The 18,319-nt window shown below is 43.9% G+C and carries 17 protein-coding genes and 2 pseudogenes; 5 read left to right on the forward strand and 14 right to left on the reverse strand.

What is annotated here, in order from left to right; translation table 11 throughout:
* Nucleotides 1-9: 9 nt before the first annotated feature.
* The 6 genes and pseudogenes from CRO04_RS00740 to CRO04_RS26680 form a co-directional block, all read right to left on the reverse strand.
* Entirely contained in the window at nt 10-1,629 is a 1,620-nt protein-coding gene (locus CRO04_RS00740; RefSeq protein ID WP_097002327.1) for a recombinase family protein, read from the reverse strand.
* On the reverse strand, nt 1,626-1,781 hold the full coding sequence (locus CRO04_RS26040) for a hypothetical protein (protein WP_166432440.1): 156 nt from the start codon (nt 1,779-1,781) through the stop codon (nt 1,626-1,628). Before CRO04_RS26040 ends, CRO04_RS00740 begins: the two co-directional genes overlap by 4 nt.
* Before the next feature lie 135 nt (nt 1,782-1,916).
* Nucleotides 1,917-3,419, reverse strand: a complete 1,503-nt coding sequence (locus CRO04_RS00745) for a VanW family protein (protein WP_242974298.1) — start codon at nt 3,417-3,419, stop codon at nt 1,917-1,919.
* 4 nt (nt 3,420-3,423) lie between these two features.
* A complete protein-coding gene (locus CRO04_RS00750; protein WP_097002328.1) occupies nt 3,424-4,755 on the reverse strand; it encodes a cytochrome c biogenesis protein/redoxin in 1,332 nt (443 codons plus the stop codon).
* A 171-nt stretch (nt 4,756-4,926) separates the two neighbouring features.
* Complete coding sequence (locus CRO04_RS26675) at nt 4,927-5,679, reverse strand: hypothetical protein (protein WP_242974318.1); 753 nt, start codon at nt 5,677-5,679, stop codon at nt 4,927-4,929.
* Between the two features lie 27 nt (nt 5,680-5,706).
* Nucleotides 5,707-6,075: pseudogene (locus CRO04_RS26680) on the reverse strand (FeoB small GTPase domain-containing protein); the annotation flags it as partial.
* 303 nt (nt 6,076-6,378) lie between these two features.
* Between CRO04_RS26680 and CRO04_RS00760 the strand changes: the two are divergent.
* Nucleotides 6,379-6,726: a hypothetical protein gene (locus CRO04_RS00760; protein ID WP_097002329.1), complete on the forward strand. Its 348-nt coding sequence runs from the start codon at nt 6,379-6,381 to the stop codon at nt 6,724-6,726.
* A 36-nt stretch (nt 6,727-6,762) separates the two neighbouring features.
* Here CRO04_RS00760 and CRO04_RS26045 read toward each other — a convergent pair whose 3' ends face one another.
* Nucleotides 6,763-6,930, reverse strand: a complete 168-nt coding sequence (locus CRO04_RS26045; RefSeq protein ID WP_166432441.1) for a hypothetical protein — start codon at nt 6,928-6,930, stop codon at nt 6,763-6,765.
* Between the two features lie 109 nt (nt 6,931-7,039).
* On the opposite strand from CRO04_RS26045, the gene CRO04_RS00765 reads away from it, so the two are divergent.
* Nucleotides 7,040-8,437: a recombinase family protein gene (locus tag CRO04_RS00765; RefSeq protein WP_097002330.1), complete on the forward strand. Its 1,398-nt coding sequence runs from the start codon at nt 7,040-7,042 to the stop codon at nt 8,435-8,437.
* Between the two features lie 23 nt (nt 8,438-8,460).
* Here the strand turns inward: CRO04_RS00765 and CRO04_RS00770 are convergent.
* Together CRO04_RS00770 and CRO04_RS00775 are read right to left on the reverse strand one after the other, a co-directional pair.
* A pseudogene (locus CRO04_RS00770) lies at nt 8,461-8,622 on the reverse strand (FeoB small GTPase domain-containing protein); the annotation flags it as partial.
* Nucleotides 8,613-8,927, reverse strand: a complete 315-nt coding sequence (locus CRO04_RS00775) for a FeoA family protein (RefSeq protein ID WP_097002703.1) — start codon at nt 8,925-8,927, stop codon at nt 8,613-8,615. The pseudogene CRO04_RS00770 and the gene CRO04_RS00775, both read right to left, overlap by 10 nt.
* A gap of 155 nt (nt 8,928-9,082) precedes the next feature.
* Here CRO04_RS00775 and CRO04_RS00780 point away from each other — a divergent pair, with 155 nt between their 5' ends.
* The 3 genes from CRO04_RS00780 to CRO04_RS00790 all read left to right on the forward strand — a co-directional run bounded on the left by CRO04_RS00780 (nt 9,083) and on the right by CRO04_RS00790 (nt 11,921).
* On the forward strand, nt 9,083-9,502 hold the full coding sequence (locus tag CRO04_RS00780; protein ID WP_097002332.1) for a metal-dependent transcriptional regulator: 420 nt from the start codon (nt 9,083-9,085) through the stop codon (nt 9,500-9,502).
* A 72-nt stretch (nt 9,503-9,574) separates the two neighbouring features.
* Nucleotides 9,575-10,771, forward strand: a complete 1,197-nt coding sequence (locus tag CRO04_RS00785; RefSeq protein WP_097002333.1) for an NADP-dependent isocitrate dehydrogenase — start codon at nt 9,575-9,577, stop codon at nt 10,769-10,771.
* Between the two features lie 271 nt (nt 10,772-11,042).
* Nucleotides 11,043-11,921, forward strand: a complete 879-nt coding sequence (locus tag CRO04_RS00790; RefSeq protein WP_097002334.1) for a LysR family transcriptional regulator — start codon at nt 11,043-11,045, stop codon at nt 11,919-11,921.
* Nucleotides 11,922-11,984: 63 nt separating this feature from the next.
* Here the strand turns inward: CRO04_RS00790 and CRO04_RS00795 are convergent, their stop codons facing one another.
* Genes CRO04_RS00795 through aspS form a run of 5 tightly spaced genes read right to left on the reverse strand, consistent with a single transcriptional unit; the run spans nt 11,985 to nt 17,896 of the window.
* Entirely contained in the window at nt 11,985-13,274 is a 1,290-nt protein-coding gene (locus CRO04_RS00795; RefSeq protein WP_097002335.1) for an aminotransferase, read from the reverse strand.
* Nucleotides 13,275-13,302: 28 nt separating this feature from the next.
* A complete protein-coding gene (gene gatB, locus CRO04_RS00800; protein WP_097002336.1) occupies nt 13,303-14,736 on the reverse strand; it encodes an Asp-tRNA(Asn)/Glu-tRNA(Gln) amidotransferase subunit GatB in 1,434 nt (477 codons plus the stop codon).
* Complete coding sequence (gene gatA / locus CRO04_RS00805) at nt 14,737-16,233, reverse strand: Asp-tRNA(Asn)/Glu-tRNA(Gln) amidotransferase subunit GatA (RefSeq protein ID WP_097002337.1); 1,497 nt, start codon at nt 16,231-16,233, stop codon at nt 14,737-14,739. It lies immediately after the preceding gene.
* A gap of 11 nt (nt 16,234-16,244) precedes the next feature.
* Nucleotides 16,245-16,538, reverse strand: a complete 294-nt coding sequence (gene gatC / locus CRO04_RS00810) for an Asp-tRNA(Asn)/Glu-tRNA(Gln) amidotransferase subunit GatC (RefSeq protein WP_097002338.1) — start codon at nt 16,536-16,538, stop codon at nt 16,245-16,247.
* A gap of 26 nt (nt 16,539-16,564) precedes the next feature.
* A complete protein-coding gene (gene aspS, locus CRO04_RS00815; RefSeq protein WP_097002339.1) occupies nt 16,565-17,896 on the reverse strand; it encodes an aspartate--tRNA(Asn) ligase in 1,332 nt (443 codons plus the stop codon).
* Between the last annotated feature and the right edge of the window lie 423 nt (nt 17,897-18,319).

Below are 18,319 nucleotides of genomic sequence, written 5' to 3' on the forward strand. Positions count from 1 at the left end.
AGAAAAAATCTATGCTTTTTTGCTGTCTGGGTACGCTGTACGGTAACAGATCCGAATGGTCTGAAACTGTTTATCTTTCTGATGGGGATCCTCCCCGGACTGAAAGATATCGATCCGGTCAATGAACTGGTGCAGCAGATCCAGAGAAGGAATCCTGTTATTTGTTATTTCATTCAGCAAAAGGTCCACATCATCTTTAGAATCTTCCCTGTTTTTCCACATAGGAGCATTGATCTTGCTCAGGGCAGCAGTCTCAGCCCGGACCTCACTCTGTTCCTGTTCATATGCTTTAAGAAGCTTGCAAAAACGCTCCTCCTCCAGAGTTCCATTCACCCGGTCCTCATATAGCGTACCAATGATCCGGTCAATCTCCCGTTCCCGTTTTTTTAAAGCTGCGGCAGCCCGCAGTTCTTCCGGTTTATTCTTACTTATTCCGTATTCCTCCAGTGCTGTTATAACCTCTCTCTTCTCTTCCTCTGTCACGTGGATAAGGGCTGTCAGTTCCTGTGAGACAATCTGACAAAGCAGGCAGTAATCCATGTAGTGATTGGTGCATACGCTTTTTCCAAACTGTTTATAACCGCTGCAGACCAGCTTTCTGTTTCCATTCTGACCTGCTCCGGTTGTAGTCATTGCCCGTTTACAGTCACCGCAATATACCACCCCGGAAAAAACATTGGAAAATCCTGGTGATTTAGATATTTTTCGTGAAATACACCGCCTCCCCGCAAGCTGAAACAATTCTCTGGATACGATAGGCTCATGCTTATTTTTTACAACGATCCAGTCCTTCTTCGGGGTACTTAAAGTAATCTTGCTTTTAAAAGAAAGTTTCGAGGACTTTCCCTGAACCATATCTCCTGTATAAACCGGATTGGATAGTATCTTACAGATAGTTCCGGAGGTCCAGCCCTTTTTTCCCTCTTCTGCTTCCGGAAACATTTCATGGCGTTTGAAATGCCGGTAACCGGACGGGGTTTTTATCCCCTTATTATTAAGAAGCTTTGCAATACTCCCTGGAGCTTCCCCCATGGATGCCCGTTCAAATATCTCCCGGATAACCGGTGCCGTCACCGGATCAGTCAAAAGGTGGTTTTTATCGGCGGGATCCTTTCTATATCCGTAAGGGGCAAAATTACCGATAAATGCCCCTGCTTCCATCTTAGTCTTTAATGCACTGCGGATTTTCTTTGATGTATCTCTGGCATACATCTCATTGACAATATTCTGAAAAGGAGCCAGGTCATTTCCCGGATTCTGGGAATCGTAGCCGTCATTTACTGCCACGTAGCGAACGCCTTTGGCAGGGAAATAGATTTCTGTATATTGCCCTGTGAGTATGTAATCCCTACCAAGCCTGGAAAGATCTCTGGTTATCACAAGATTTACCCGCCCTGCCTCTATATCGTCAATCAGACGTTTCCATGCGGGACGGTCATACGTAGTCCCGCTGTAGCCGTCATCGGCGTATTCTCCATATATAAAATAGCCATTCCGTGCGGCATAGGAACGAAGCATGCTCCGCTGGTTATTTATGCTTGCACTCTCCCCCGTTCCGTCATCTTTGGAAAGGCGCATGTAAAGAGCTGCTTTATAGTACCCGTTCTCTCCGTTTTTTTCCCCTGTCATATCTGACGCCGCTCTGCCTCCAGACGTTTTTTTAACAGGCTAAGAACCAGCGTCTTTACGGATTCCTCTCCCTGATAGCAGCGCTTAACTAAAACTGCCGTCTGCTTTTCTCCCCATTTTTTTTCATAGGTAATTTCTTTGAACAAATCCATGATTCTCACCTCCTGAAAAATCTTATTCAAAAGGGTTTGTACCATATACACAAGTTAATCCAGTAGTTAAAAGAAAGAACAAGACTGAAACCGCCAATGTATGGCCCTCTCAATCCTGTTCTTTTCAATGACTTATTATGGCTTACCTGGTCCTGTAACACCTGGACCTATCTCCTCTGCCTCATGGGTCTCACCCTGATCTTTTGCCGGAACCGGGCTGCTCTCTGTTTCTTCCGGCGTTTCCGGCACTGTTTCTTCCGGCTTTAAGGTAGTGTTTCTCTGAATGACTTCCGGCTTGCTTTTATAACTGCTGTTATGAAGAGGCTCTTCTTTTATTACAGTGCCTCCCTTTTCCAGTATACGGTAGCTTTTATAATATCCGCCCAGTGTTCCTTTATTCACCACCTTTTCTGTTCCATAAGGCAGTGCTGTATTTTCCTCATAGGTAACCGGAAGGGGATCAGCATCTCTGAGCTTTTCTGAACGAATGACCACCTTCACTCCATTCTCCAGAACCGGTATACCAACAATAGAAATCTTTAATGTAGTTCCCTCTAAGGAAGCCCTTAAAACAACGGAAGCATTTCCCGTATTGACAAATTTCAGATCCGGACCAGCATAACCATCAAAGCTTACCATGGCATCCTGTCCCTTTTCCACATAGGAAGGGGCGAAGCTGTGGGAATTGCGTTCCGTGGTTTTAAACCCGCTTTCAATAATGGCATGATAAAGCGTGGTGGAAACCTGGCATACGCCGCCTCCCGGCTCCTCAATCAGTACGCCATTCCGATATGCGCCTGCCGGCCGGTATCCCTTCTCTTTGGTACGGTTTCCAGTGGTATTATTAAAGGAAAATTCCTCGCCAGGCTTTAAGATCATACCATTGATTGCCTGTACTGCAAGGCTGATATTCTGATTACGGTTCTTATTCGAGGTGGTCTTTGTGGTAAACGTTCCTATAACCTTATACTGCTCCTTTGCCTGCGCCTGGGTTCTCTCCGGTACCTGATGGGTAAATTCTGCTGTTATCTCAGCCTGAAAGTTTTCAGCTTCTGCAGCATCCATAAGCTGTGAGACCAGCTTCTCCTGGTTTAACACTCTTGCGTTCTGCTCTTTTGTATAACTGTAAACCCCTGTTTTGGGATCAAAGGCTTCCACTTCTGAATTAACTCCGTCTTTGTTCCAGCGCTTTGCCAGGACTTCTGCCTGCTTTTCAAAAGCTTCTTTTATTAACGGATAATCAAGCTGGTAATCCTGAGGCTGGTCAGCCGGAGTTTCGTTCAGCTTTTTAAGGACCTCCTTTAGCTGTCCGCTTATCACATCATCAATCACAACCGCTTCTGTTCCGTCTGTGACAGTCATTCCCCACTGGAACTGTTCCTCTATGGTGTCTTTTGCTTCTTTCACAGTCAATCCGGATAGATTTGTCTTTCCCAGTCTGGCTGAAACCAGTGCTTTGTCCAAATCCTTATCTTTTGTTTCTGCGACGATTTCTCTGCTGTCAGAATCTTTGCTTTTTTTACTGTTTGCAAAACTATATAATATACCAATTGTCAACAGGGCAGCTAAAAGCAATGATCCATAAGCTATCTTTCTATTTCTTCTCTGACGTATTCTTCTGGCCCTGTTTTTATCCATAATATCAGTTTCGTTCTCCTTTCATTGTCTGCTCAATAATACTTTTCATCGTGTCTTCTGATAACTGCCCGCTTGCATAGCCGAATACATTACCATCCCGGTCAATCATAAATGTGGTTGGATAGGAATAAATCCCATAAGCCGAGAATAACTCTGCGTCTGTATCCATAAGCACCGGATAAGTATAACCATTCTCCTTTAAGAAGTTTTTTATTCCCTCTTCATCCTTTTCGTCCCCATAATTGGGAGCGGCTACTCCCAGAACAATCAGTGCATCGTCCCCTTCTGTATCGTAGGTTTCGTATAGTTTCTGAATATCCGGCATTTCTGCCCTGCAGGGCGGACACCAGGTCGCCCAAAAATTTAAAAATATCGTTTTCCCTTTATAATCAGAAAGGGAATGTGTCTTGCCAAACTGATCGGTCAGAGTGAAATCGATTGCTGGAAGAAGAGAGTCTTCTTCTCCGCTTTCGGCTTCATCTGATTGTGATTCATCAGTTGTCTCTTCTGCTGCCGTGGATTCCTGAACCTCTTTTGTAACAGGTTCCTCTGTTGACGGTTCTGTCTCTTCTTCCGATTCCTGTGACTCCTGGGTAAACGGTGACTTTACCGTAGAAAGATATCCGGTAACAGAATTCATCTTCCCGGTAAACATGAGTAATCCCAGGAGTACCATCAAAACTCCGCCGGCCTTAACTGCATTTTTGGCAATATTACGGTGTTTCTTAAAGAATTCAAGAACGGAAGTAGTGAAGAATCCCACCGCCAAAAACGGAAGAATAAATCCCAGTGTATATACTCCGATCAGCATGAATCCCAGTGTCTTGGTGGAAGCAGATGCAGCCATGATGAGTACGCTTGCCAGCGCAGGCCCCACGCAGGGGGTCCATGCAAAACTGAAGGTAAATCCCATAAGGAGAGCTGTAAACGGTGACATGGCGAGCTTGTCAAAAGAAAATGACAGCCTCCGCTCTTTCGCCAGTAACGAGGAACTGCCTAAGAACCCCAGCTGGTATAATCCAAACAATATAACAAGAATTCCGCCCAGTCTGGCAAATAAAAGCTGATTGGATCTGAAAAAGCTTCCCAGAGCTGAGACACCGATTCCCAGCAGGAAAAAAGTAAAACTGATTCCAATTACGAAACAAACGGTATGAATCATGACTTTGCTGCGCTTATAATAGATCCGCCCATCCTCACCTGTTACACCGGTTCCTCCTGACAGATAACCAATATACAGAGGAATTAAGGGCAGTACACAGGGGGAAAAGAAACTTAAAATTCCCTGTAAAAATACGGTTAAAACCGGAACACTCATATCAATCGAAAATCCCAATAGTCTACCTCCTGTAGTCGTTACATTCACTGCTCTGCTATTTACAGTTAGCGGGTGTATTTCTGTACTATTTTTGATTACAGTTTATAGTTGTAACTATATCATTCAGAGTAAAAAGTGTCAAGATAGTAATCCAGTATTTAACTATGAAAAAAGCATAGATTTCTTCTGTCACATGGTTAATGCCTGCTTTCCGCATGCAGAACACCGTTTAAAGCAGCGGTCTAAATTAAATGCAACTCTTGGCAGATATCCAAAATCTTCCAGAAGGGTAAACAGTGGGAAAAAGATCGCCATGGGAGGCAGCATAACCGATATTACCCATGCCAGAACCCGGTACGCACCATTAATGAAAAGTCCGGATACGAAAGCAGGAATACCTGCTGCGTCTGCAGCAATGGTCAGGCGGTCCTCCACTGCAAACAGTACTTTGCTTATCAGCTGGGACGGATAATTGGCACCTGTGATTGTCAGCCAGAAAACACCCAGGAGAACCAGAAACATAATTGGAAATCCTGTGGCCCTGCTGGTAAAGAGGCGGTCCAGTTTCCGGTCTTTCCCGTTATAGGTTTTATTTTCAAAAACCACTACACCCTTACATAACTCCTCTGCTTTCCGGATGAACACAGCTGCCATATCATCACTGACCATCTCCTGACTGATTCCCTCTTCATTCCATTCGTTCCATATCTGGGTAAGACAGTCCTCTACCTCTTTTGAGTCTGCCAGATGCTTTAAATATTTTCTTACTGCACCCATCAGATTTTCGTTGGCATCTAAGAGTCTGGCACAGAGCCAGCGCACCTTTGTTTTCCCATCTGAGCCTTTTTCCACTGCAGGAGCAAGCCTCTCAATCGCGTCTTCAATATAGGAGGGATACTGTATGGGTACGGGTCTCTCATAACCGTTTTCCCGTTCTTGCATGCAGCGCTTTAACCCCTGATAAATCTGATTCAGTCCCTTTTTACTTCTTGCGGTTGTTCCTACGACGGGAGCATGGAGCCGCTCGCCCAAAAGCTCCAGATTCAGGGAAATCCGTTTCTTCTTTGCTTCATCCAACAAATTAACACAGATTACCACACTGTCTGCCGCTTCCATGATCTGGAGCACAAGATTTAAATTCCGTTCCAGGCAGGTGGCATCGCAGACCGTTACCACTGCATCCGGATTTTCAAAACAGATAAAATCCCTGGCCACTTCCTCTTCTGTTGAATGAGCCATAAGAGAATAGCAGCCTGGAATATCTACCATTACATAGCCCTGGCTGCCGTCCTTGCACCAGCCCTGTGCATTGGCAACTGTTTTACCCGGCCAGTTTCCGGTGGGCTGATGTAATTACCCATAAAAACTGCCAGGCTGCAGTTATCCGGCTTTCAGCCGTAGTTGAAATACATGATTGTGATGGAATCTTGATCAAAATGTGAAAAGTTTGTGAATTTAATCTTAATTTTAATTAAATTCTATTTTCTTAATACAACTTAATTTTTTTTAAGAAATAAATAACAAAAACTCCATTGATTTTATTCAATTTCAGTGCTAAACTGAGTTCTGACTTCAGGGACATAGGACAACCGGAAGCCATACAACCAAAATACCTATGCAGTCTCAAGGAGGAAAATAATTATGAAGTTAACAACAAAGAAACTGTTACTGACGGGTGTTGCAGTATTGACAATGGCAGCCATTTCCGCTTGCGGAAATACCAAGAGTTCTGAAACAACTGCTGCTACAAAAGCAGAAGTGACAACCGAAGCTGCTACAAAACCGGCAGAAACAAAAAAAGAAGTAAAAGAAAGTTCCTTAGCAGAAACCAAAAAAGACGAAACTAAGAAAGATGAAACCAAGAAAGACGAAACCCAAAAAGAGGAAACTTCAGTCGGAGAATCCAAAACTGACAGCAAAGTAAAGGCAGATTCCCCAGCTGTAAAAGACAGTAAACCTGCTGCTGAAGCTGAAACAAAGAAAAACTAATTAATAAGATACCTACATAGCACATCATAAGGCAGATCAGGTCACCTGATCTGCCATTCCAGTTTTCTTATCTTTCTCTTCATACTTTTCCTCCACACTTTTTAAAGTAATTTCCACCCCCTCTTTTTCTCCGATAATTCTTGCCAAAGCCTCAAATACCAGGACCGGATCCGCCTGATTCACTGTTATGATAGTATCCTGCACCTTACCGCCCCCCTTTCTTGTAATATGTATGTACTACGGTTTGTACTTCTTTCCCTTAGAGGTTTTAATTTCCAATTACAGGGAGTAGATTATACCAGGAGATGATGCTATGAAGCGTACTCAGGAATCAGAAAAGCTGCTGCGTGTAGCGGTTTATATCCGGGTATCATCCGATGAGCAGGCAGAGCGGGGAGATTCCATCCGGGATCAAAAAGAACGGGGTCTGCATTATATAGAAGAACATCATAATATGATATTGCATGATATTTATCTGGATGACGGTGTTTCCGGGCAAAAAATTGACCGAGATGATTTTACAAGGCTGATGAATCATGTAAAAGAGGGATTTGTGGATCTTATTATCTTTACTAAGCTGGACCGCTGGTTCCGCAGCCTCCGCCATTATTTAAATACACAGGCAATTCTTGAAAAACATCATGCAGCATGGACAGCCATTGACCAGCCTTACTTTGACACCTCCACCCCTTACGGCCGGGCATTTGTAGCACAGTCTATGACCTTTGCAGAACTGGAGGCACAAAACGACGGTCTGCGTGTGACTGACGTCTTTCGGACAAAGGTTGCTCATGGGGAAGTCATAACCGGCAAATTCCCCAGAGGCTATCAGATCCAGGATAAGCATCTTGTACTGTCAGAGGAAGCTCCTGCCATATACGATACCCTTATGTATTTTTTAAAACATCAATCTATGAACAAGGCTGTTGAATATTTAAAAGAAACATATGGTATTATCATGACGCTGCAGAATTTTAAACAGTCTCTCCTCAGAAACGAGAAAATCACCGGACGCTACAGAGATAATGACTCTTATTGTCCCCGTTTGATTTCAGATAAAGACTTTTGTGAGATACAGCGTATTCTTGATTATAATACCAATATAAAATCCAGCCAGAAATACCCCTATATTTTCACAGGTCTTCTGATCTGTGGTGAGTGCGGCCGGAAAATGGGAGGATGTCAGATCAATACAGCCTCAAAGCGTAAGGATGGTACTGTAATCCGTTATAAGTACCCGGCCTATGAATGCAAACAACACCGTGCTTATAAAACCTGTGGCAATGGCGGACAAATCAGAGAAGTCCGGATTGAGGAATGCCTTTTAAAAAAACTCCGGGAACAATTGGGTTCTTACACTGCGGACTTTGAAACAAAAGGCAGAAAAACAGTTGATAACCGGTTTAAAAAGAACCAGCTTCGCAGGAAAATCAGCCGGTTAAAAGATTTGTATTTAAATGAAGCCATTACATTAGAAGAATATAAAACAGACAGGGCAGAGTTCGAGGCTGAATTGGAGAAAATCCCTGACATAGAACCGCCATCTGAGTATCCGGCTGCTTCGAACTGTATGGCTAATACAGATTTTGAAAGCATGTACCGGCACCTCGACAACCAGCAGAAGCGTCTCTTCTGGAGGTCGGTTATCAGGGAAATACGGTTAAGCGGGCGCACCGGCCAGCACCGGGAGTATACGGTTATTTTTCTGTGATTTTTTTACCCCTAAACGCATTAGCCGGTGTGCTGGTTCATACCGGTCAGCTGGTTAAACACAGTACTTTTCCCAACATTGGGATTACCAGCAAGAGCAATTACCAGATCATTTTCCTCACGCTTTTTTATCTCCAGCCCACAGTCCACTGATTTGATACCCATGGATTCTCTGCTTAGTCCCATATTTCTTCCTCCGCAGTGACACATGCGGCAGCAATCCCCTCTCCATAAATGGGATCATAGGACTCCTGCCCATTATCCTGAATAAGCACTCTGCCGGAATCTTCATTTCGCAGAGCAATTACAGCACCTCTTATTAAAAATGCAGTTGGATCCCCAAGAGGACTTTTACCTACACATTCCACTACAGTCCCCTCAATCAGTCCCATATCCTGTAATCTTCTTCTCATATCATCACAAGCGGTCAGACAGGAAATGACTCCCTTCTGACCTCTTTTTAAGTCCGTCAAGCATATATGTCCCAACATCTTTTTAACCTCCGGAAAGTTTCCATATCCTAACATATGCATAAAATAAAAATGAGGTTCCATTCTTACGGTACCCTTTGCAGCCTGATGATTCATAGTTTCTTCCGAAAATGAATAGATATAAATAACCTTATGTAAGCCAGGAGGAGTTGTTTATGCCTCAGTCAGATAATTTTTATACATTAAAAGGATATTCTCTTTTGGAACACAAAAAAATCACATCCTCAATGGAAGATTACCTGGAGATGATATACCGGTTATCTCAGGACAACCAGCCGGTCCGAATAAAAGAACTGGCAGAGCGCCTTCATGTCAAGCCATCCTCTGCTTCTAAAATGACCGGTAATTTAAAGAAACAGGGACTGGTACGCTTTGAAAAATATGGAACTGTTTATCTGACCAGTGACGGGAAGCATCTGGGAGAATACCTCCTTTTCAGGCATCAGGTACTCACCCGTTTTTTCAGTTACGTAAATCAGAAATCCAATAGTTTAGAGCAGGTTGAGAAGGTTGAACATTTTATGGATCCGGAAACAGTGTATAATATTCAAAAATGGTTGGATAAATTTGCATAGTTATGCTTGTGTGATTTGACAATTCGTCGTATACTATAGCATAACACGAACATTTCTAAGGAGGAGAAACACATGGATAAGATTAAGATGACAACCCCCATAGTCGAAATGGATGGCGACGAGATGACACGTATTCTCTGGCAGATGATTAAGGACAACCTTCTGCTGCCCTATATTGACTTAAAGACAGAATATTATGACCTGGGACTGGAATACCGGGATCAGACAGATGATAAAGTAACCACTGATTCTGCTTTTGCCACAAAAAAATATAAAGTAGCAGTTAAATGCGCGACCATTACTCCCAATGCTGCCCGTGTAAAGGAATATAACTTAAAAGAGATGTGGAAGAGTCCTAACGGTACCATCCGCGCCATCCTCGACGGAACTGTCTTTCGGGCACCTATTGTTGTTAAAGGAATCGATCCATGTGTTGTTAACTGGAAAAAACCAATCACCATTGCCAGACATGCTTACGGAGATGTCTACAAAGGCTCCGAAATGAAGATTCCGGGTGCAGGCAAAGTAGAACTGGTCTATACCTCCGCTGACGGAACAGAATCCCGGGAACTGGTTCATAATTTTGACAGTCCTGGAATCGTTCAGGGTATGCATAATATTAACGGCTCCATAGATAGCTTTGCAAGAAGCTGTTTTAATTATGCACTGGATACAAAACAGGATTTATGGTTTGCAACCAAGGATACCATTTCTAAAAAGTACGATCATACCTTTAAGGATATCTTCCAGGATATTTTTGATGCCGAGTATGAGAACCTCTTTAAGGAAGCCGGTATCGAATATTTCTACACATTAATCGATGATGCGGTGGCCAGAGTTATGAAGTCAGAAGGCGGTTATATCTGGGCATGCAAGAATTACGACGGAGATGTGATGAGTGATATGATTTCCTCCGCATTCGGATCTCTTGCCATGATGACTTCGGTTCTTGTATCTCCTGATGGCGACTTTGAATATGAAGCGGCCCACGGAACGGTTCAGAGACATTATTATAAACACTTAAAAGGGGAGGAAACTTCTACTAACTCTGTTGCTACTATTTTTGCATGGACCGGAGCTTTGAGGAAGCGTGGAGAACTTGATGATAATCAGGAACTGGCTGCATTTGCTGATAAGCTGGAGAAAGCTACCATTGATACCATTGAAGCCGGAGAGATGACAAAAGACCTTGCACTTATTACTACAATTAAAAAACCCACTGTTTTAAACAGTGAGGAGTTTATTAAGGCGATTGCAACACGGCTTTAATATTTTGAAAGGAGGGTATCGCAAAATCACTAAAATAAAGTGATGGTGTGACACCCTCCTTCCATGTAAGTAAAATATCAGAATGTAGAATTTAGTGCAACACTAAAATTTACTTTTCAAGTCAGCAGCAATATTTTTATATTGTATATGCAGTAACAAAATACGTTTCATGAAGTTCGACATTTTTTTCAAAATCTCTGTTCAACCCATTATCAAAATGATATAATGAAAGATATCATATGAATCACTGGTAATGGAAGGACCTATAAACATGAATCTACGACATCTAACAATCTTTAGAACAGTATGTGAGGAAGGAAGCATCACCGGAGCGGCAAAAGCATTGTCCATGACTCAGCCCGCAATCTCTCATGCCATCAATGAGCTGGAAGAATCCGTTGGATCACCCCTGTTTGACCGTGTATCCCGCAGGGTAATGATCAATGAAAACGGAAAATTTTATCTATCGAAAGTGATTCCTCTTCTGGAGTTATATCAGGATCTGGAGAACTACTCCGGTTCCCTGCACTTACAGGCACCTTTGCGGGTAGGATCCAGCGTAACTTTAGCCAGCTACTTACTTCCAAATGCTGTTTCCCGTTTCGCTCTGTCAAATCCTGACATACAGCTGAAGGTTACGGTGGACAACTCCGGTGAAATCATCAGCAGGCTGTTAAAGAATGAACTGGATCTGGCTTTGGTAGAGGGTGTCGTATCCGATGAGCAGCTGGAGAAAATCCCTTTCTCCTCCTATCCCATGGCAGTAATCTGTTCTCCAAACCACCCCTTTGCCAGCCGGACCGCACAGCCTGTGCCACTGGATAAGCTGATCAGGGAGCCATTGCTTTTAAGAGAGACCGGATGCACGATCAGGGATTCTTTCGACTGCGCACTGGAACTTAACAACTTATCCGCTGAGCCCTTGTGGACCAGTACCAATTCCGACGTAATCCTGCAGGCAGTTAAAGAAAATATCGGTATTGGCGTTGTTCCAAGAATCTTTGCTGATGAATCCATACATAAAGGGGAGGTTTTTGAAATAGAAGTAAAAGACATGGAGATCAGCTGCATGAACCATGTTGTATTCCATAAAGATAAATTTCAGACCGAAACCTTTCAGGCATTTATCAATCAGATTTTATTTGACTGATTCTCATATAAACAAACGCCGCACAGTACTCCTTAACAGGCAGCCTGTGCGGCGTTTTTATATTTATTGTTTTTCAGCCAGAATGTGGTCAATGCTAACAAGCTTCACACAGAGCGCAAATAACTCCATGGCCTGGTTTAAATCCGGCAAAGTCGGATATGACGGTGCGATTCTGATATTGCTGTCATGAGGATCCTTACCGTATGGATAAGTCGCTCCGGCACCTGTCATGACAAGCCCGGCTTTTTTACATTTTGCCACAATGGTTTTGGCACAGCCGTCCAGGCAGTCAAAGGAAATAAAATATCCTCCCTTTGGACTGGTCCATTCTCCGATCTGAAGACCGCCCAGCTCCTTTTCCAGAGTTTCAATCACCGCTTCAAATTTGGGTCTCATGATATCTGCATGCTTTCTCATATGCTCCACCATACCATGAATGTCCTTGAAGAAACGTACATGACGAAGCTGGTTTACCTTATCATGACCGATGGTCTGAATCTTTAACTGCTTCATGATATCCGTTAAGTTGTTCTCGCTGGCTGCTATGGCTGCGATACCGGAGCCAGGGAAGCTTACCTTTGAGGTGGAAGCGAATTTATAAACCATATCCGGGTTACCGGCTCTCTTGCATTCTGCCAGAATTTCAATTAGATGATCCTGATCGTTATCATATAAATGATGAATGGTATAAGCATTATCCCAGTAGATACGGAAATCGCTTGCAGCCGGTTTTAAGCGGGCAAAACGGCGCACTGTTTCATCGGAATAGGAAATACCCTGAGGATTGGAATACTTAGGTACACACCAGATACCCTTAATGGAGTCGTCAGATGCCACCAGCTGCTCTACCAGATCCATATCCGGGCCGGTTGGAGTCATGGGAACGTTAACCATCTCAATGCCAAAGTATTCCGTTATGGAAAAGTGTCTGTCATATCCAGGTACCGGACAGAGAAATTTTACTTTATCCAGCTTACACCAGGGTGTGCTTCCCATCACACCCTGAGTCATGGACCGGGAAACAGTATCATACATTACATTTAAACTGGAGTTACCGTAAATAATAATGTGATCCGGTGCAACTTCCATCATATCTGCAAGAAGTTCCTTTGCTTCCTTGATTCCGGCAAGAACGCCATAATTGCGGCAGTCCGTTCCGTCCTCACAGGTTAAATCATCGTTGCTGCTTAATACGTCCATCATTCCCATGGAGATATCCAGCTGCTCGGCACTTGGCTTTCCTCTTGACATATCCAGCTTTAAGTCTCTGCCCTGAAACTCCTTATACTGTGCAGAAAGTTCCTTTCTAAGCTCCTGTAACTCTTCCTTTGTCATCTCAACATATGGCTTCATAGATTTCTTCCTCCTCTTAAAGATTCCTTTAACCTAACAGTTCCTTCAGAATTCGGTTGACCGCTCCCGGATCAGCCTTTCCTTTCATAGAACGCATGGTCTGACCAACTAAAAAGCCCATGGCTTTCTCTTTTCCGTTCCGGTAATCCTCCACAGACTGGGGATTTGCAGCAAGAATTGCCTCAATGGCGGACTTAAGAGCACCTTCATCGCTCACTACTTTCAGTCCCTTTTCTTCCACATAACGCTCCGGGTCTATATCATTTAAGAAAATCTGCTCAAACACTTCTTTGGCAACCGTGCGGTTAATGGTTCCATTATCCACCAAAATAATCAGTTTTGCAAGATTTTCCGCAGAAATTGTCATATTTTCCAGTTCCATCTCATGCTCTTTTAACAGTCTCATTCCCTCAACCATAAGCCAGTTTGCGGCTTCTTTTGGCTTCTGGCAGATAGATGTAACCGCTTCAAATATATCCGCCATATGCTTGGAGCCGGTAATAATATCTGCATCGTATTCAGAAAGATTATATTCCTCCTGATACCTTGCCATTTTTTCCGTCCGCAGCTCCGGCTGTTTCTCCCTGATACTCTGTATCCATTCATCGCTTATGAAGATCGGAGGAAGATCGGGATCCGGAAAATAACGGTAATCCTTGGCATCCTCTTTGGAACGCATGGCATGGGAGGACTCCTTGTTGTCATCCCATCGTCTTGTTTCCTGAACAACTGTCTTCCCTTCCTCAATCAACTCGATCTGACGCTTTCTCTCCCCTTCAATGGCACGGGCAATTGCTTTAAAAGAATTTAAGTTCTTCATCTCAGTTCTGGTTCCGAACTGGGAAGCACCTGCTTCTCTTACCGATAAGTTTACATCGGCTCTCATGGAACCTTCCTGCAGCTTGCAGTCAGAAGCTCCCAAATACTGAATGATTAACCGCAGCTTCTCTAAATAAGCAATTACCTCATCCGCACTTCTCATATCCGGTTCTGAAACGATCTCAATCAGGGGAACTCCGCTTCGGTTAAAATCAACTAAGGAACAGTCCTCCCATTCATCGTGAATCAGCTTGCCTGCATCTTCTTCCATATGAATCTCGTGAATTCCCACCTTCTTCTTTCCTGCGGCTGTATCAATTTCCACATATCCGTCGTGGCAGATTGGAAGATAGAGCTGAGAGATCTGATAGTTCTGGGGATTGTCAGGATAAAAATAATTTTTACGGTCAAATTTACAATTCTGGTTAATCTGGCAGTTTGCAGCAAGACCAACTGCAAGGGCGTATTCCACCACCTGTTTGTTAAGGACCGGAAGGGATCCCGGCATACCGGTACAGACCGGACAGGTATGGGTATTGGGCGCTCCGCCGAATTCCGTGGAACAGGAGCAGAAGATTTTTGTTTTTGTAGCAAGCTCAACATGAACTTCCAGACCAATCACTGTCTCATACTGTTTGCTCATTTACTTCTCCTCCTTTTCTTTCATTGCCTTTACTGCCAGAGAAGGCATCTTAAAGGCTCTGCTTTGCTCCACTGCAAAACCGGCCCTTAAAATATTCTTCTCCTGGAAGCAGTCTGCAATCAGCTGAACGCCGATGGGAAGCCCTTTCTGATCCGTTCCAAACGGTATGGAAAGACCGGGGAGTCCGGCTAAGTTCACAGAGATTGTGTAGATATCTCCCAGATACATCTTTAATGGATCGCTTAAGCTCTCGCCCAGTTTTGGAGCTGTGGTCGGTGCAGCAGGCCCTAATATTACATCATATTTGGAAAATGCTTCATCAAAGGCTTTCTTAATCAGCGCTTTTGTCTTTAAAGCCTTCAGATAATATGCATCATAATAACCGGAACTGAGTACAAAAGACCCTAACATAATCCGCCGTTTCACTTCCGGACCGAAGCCCTCAGAACGGCTCTTTTTATACATGCCGTGAAGTCCATGATAATCCTTCGCCCGATATCCGTATTTTACACCGTCAAAACGAGAGAGATTGGAACTGGCTTCTGCAGAAGCTATGACATAGTATGCAGGAATGGCGTATTCCACCATGCCAAGATCAAAGGTTTCCACGATGGCACCCTTTTCTTCCAGCACTTTTGCAGCTTTTTGTACTGCCTCTTTTACTTCAGGTTCCAGACCTTCTCCCATGTAATCTGCAGGGATTCCCACCTTTAAACCAGTAACGTCACCGGTTAAATACCTGGTAAAATCATAATCCTTCCGCTGTACGGAAGTGCTGTCCATCTCATCATGGGATGCAAGAACTTCAAGAATCGCCGCGCAGTCGGTCACATCTTTTGCTACCGGTCCGATCTGATCCAGAGAGGAACCGTAGGCAATCAGACCATAGCGGGAAATCGTGCCATAAGTTGGCTTTAATCCCGTAACTCCGCAAAAAGAAGCTGGCTGTCTGATGGAACCGCCTGTATCAGATCCAAGAGCAAAAAAGCACTCTGCTGCTGCAACTGCCGCGCAGGAACCTCCGGAAGAACCGCCGGGAACATGTTCCGGATTCCAGGGATTTCTGGTAACGCCAAATGCGGAAGTTTCCGTCGTACTGCCCATCGCAAACTCATCCATGTTGGTCTTCCCGATGATTACAGCTCCAGCCTGTTTTAAATTCTCCACAGCCTTAGCATGATAGGCAGGTATAAAATCAGAAAGGATCTTAGAACTGCAGGTAGTTTTAAGGCCTTCGACGCAGATATTATCCTTCACTGCTGCCGGAACACCTGCCAGAGGACCCGTAAGCTCTCCGGACTCAATGCGCTTCTGGATCTCCTCTGCCTGTTTTAACGCCCCTTCTTCATCAATGGTTACATAACTGTTAAGCTCCGGTTCCATAGCCTTAATCTGGTCTAAAACCGCTTTTACAGCCTCCATGGAGGTAACCTCTCCGTCTTTTATTTTTTTCCCCAGCTGTACCGCTGTGAGGGACAATATTTCACTTGCTGTCATTTCAATTCCCCCTATTCCACTGTCTTCGGCACTTTGAAGGCACCATCTTTGCTTTCCGGTGCATTTCTTAAGATCTGGTCTCTGTCATCTCCGTTTTTCACTACGTCTTCCCGGAATACATTGTATACCGGAAATACATGTGACATGGGTTCCACCCCATCTGTGTCAAGTTCGTTTAATTTATCAATATAATCAAGCATACGGCCCATATCCTTTTTTGCCGCTTCCTTTTCTGCATCATCAAGTTCCAGCTTCGCAAGAATGCCTACATACTCAATTGTTTCATCATCAATGATGTGTGCCATTTTTTTAGTCTCCTTTCTGCTTTCTGTTACGGTTCCAGCCTTGTAACATCTCTTGGGAACAATGTGGTCTCTCTGACGTTTGACTCGTCAAGAAGTCGCATGGTTAAACGTTCCAGACCGATTCCCAGACCGCCGTGAGGAGGCATTCCATACTTAAATATCATTAAATAGGAAGAAATGTCTTCCGGATTCATTCCCCTGTCCTCCATCTTTTTTATGATGGTGTCATAATCGTGGATTCTCTGTCCTCCGGTTGTGATCTCAAGTCCCTTAAAGAGTAAGTCAAAGCTTAAGGTGAATTTGGAATCTGCCGGATCATCCATGGCATAGAACGGGCGCTTTTTGGAAGGATAATGAGTGACAAATACGAAATCACTGCCATACTCTTCCTTAAAGTAACGGCCGATTAAAACTTCCTCTTCCGGTTCCAGATCATAAGGGTTTTTAATCTTTCTGTTATATTTTTCAGATACCAGCTCTTTGGCCTTGTCGAAACGGACCTGCGGAATGTTTGTTACATCAGGAAGGCTGATCTTTAACATGGCTAGTTCCTGTGCATACTCCTCACAAAGCAGCTCAAAGACATATTGGAGCATGGCTGTTTCCATTTCCATGATTTCCTCAAAGCTGTCGATGTATCCCATTTCAAAATCCATGCTGGTATATTCATTCAAATGTCTGGTTGTATTGTGTTTCTCAGCGCGGAAAACGGGAGCTACCTCAAAAACCCGGTCATATACGCCAACCATGGTCTGCTTATAGAACTGGGGGCTCTGACCCAGCTCTGCTTTTTTATTAAAATAATCCAGTTTAAATACGTTGGATCCGCCTTCTGCGCCCCGGGCTACAATCTTTGGTGTACGGATTTCTGTAAAATTCTGGGAATGAAGAAAATCCCGGAAGCCTCTTACAATTCCTTCCTGTATACGGAACTTTGCCCGCTCCATGGGATTGCGTAAGGTGATTGGGCGCAGACCCAGCTTCGTCTCCAGGGAGGTATTTAACTTCCATTTGCTGATGGCGATGGGCAGTACCTCTGCCGGCTGTGACAGTACGGTTATTTCCTGAAGCCTGATTTCAAATCCATGAGGAGCGCGCTCCTCACCGCTTACCACACCGGTAACCCGGATTGCAGACTCTTCCTTTAACTGGCTTAAATCGAAAGCTGTCTTTCCTTCTTCGAATACGCACTGCACCAGTCCTTCGGCTTTCCGCAAAATGATAAAAGCCACTTCACCCATGTCACGAATGGTATGAACACTTCCTTCCATCCTGACAGTTTTTCCTGCATAATCACCAGATATAACTTCCTGGATTCCCATTGTTTCTTTCTGTTTTACACCACTGATAAATTCCATGACTGTTTTCTCCTTACCTGAATGTAATTGCTTTGATTCCGGAGAAATATTTTATGACAATAAAATATCCCGTCCCGGAATACAGTTACATATTCCGGGACGGGATTACTATGGCAATAGACTCCCGCGGTACCACCCGCATTGAGATAAAGATATCTCCACTCAAACATTTAACGCATGTATACGGATAAACCTACTCATGTCACCGGTACAAAACCCAGTTAGTACCAGCCGCTTCGATCTATCGGCTCCGGAGTGTTCCCATAGCCAAGTCTCTCGTGAAAGCGCTCTCAGTCGGTGACGCAATCTTCCTGTCCGGATCCATAGGCCAGAGTCTCCTTCTCTGCCTTTTTAAGTATTGATTTCATTCTGTAGCTTCATCCTGCCCTGTTTTTAACTTTTTTAAACAATTCAACACTTCAC

This window comes from Lacrimispora amygdalina (assembly GCF_900205965.1).
GTDB lineage: Bacteria > Bacillota > Clostridia > Lachnospirales > Lachnospiraceae > Lacrimispora > Lacrimispora amygdalina_A.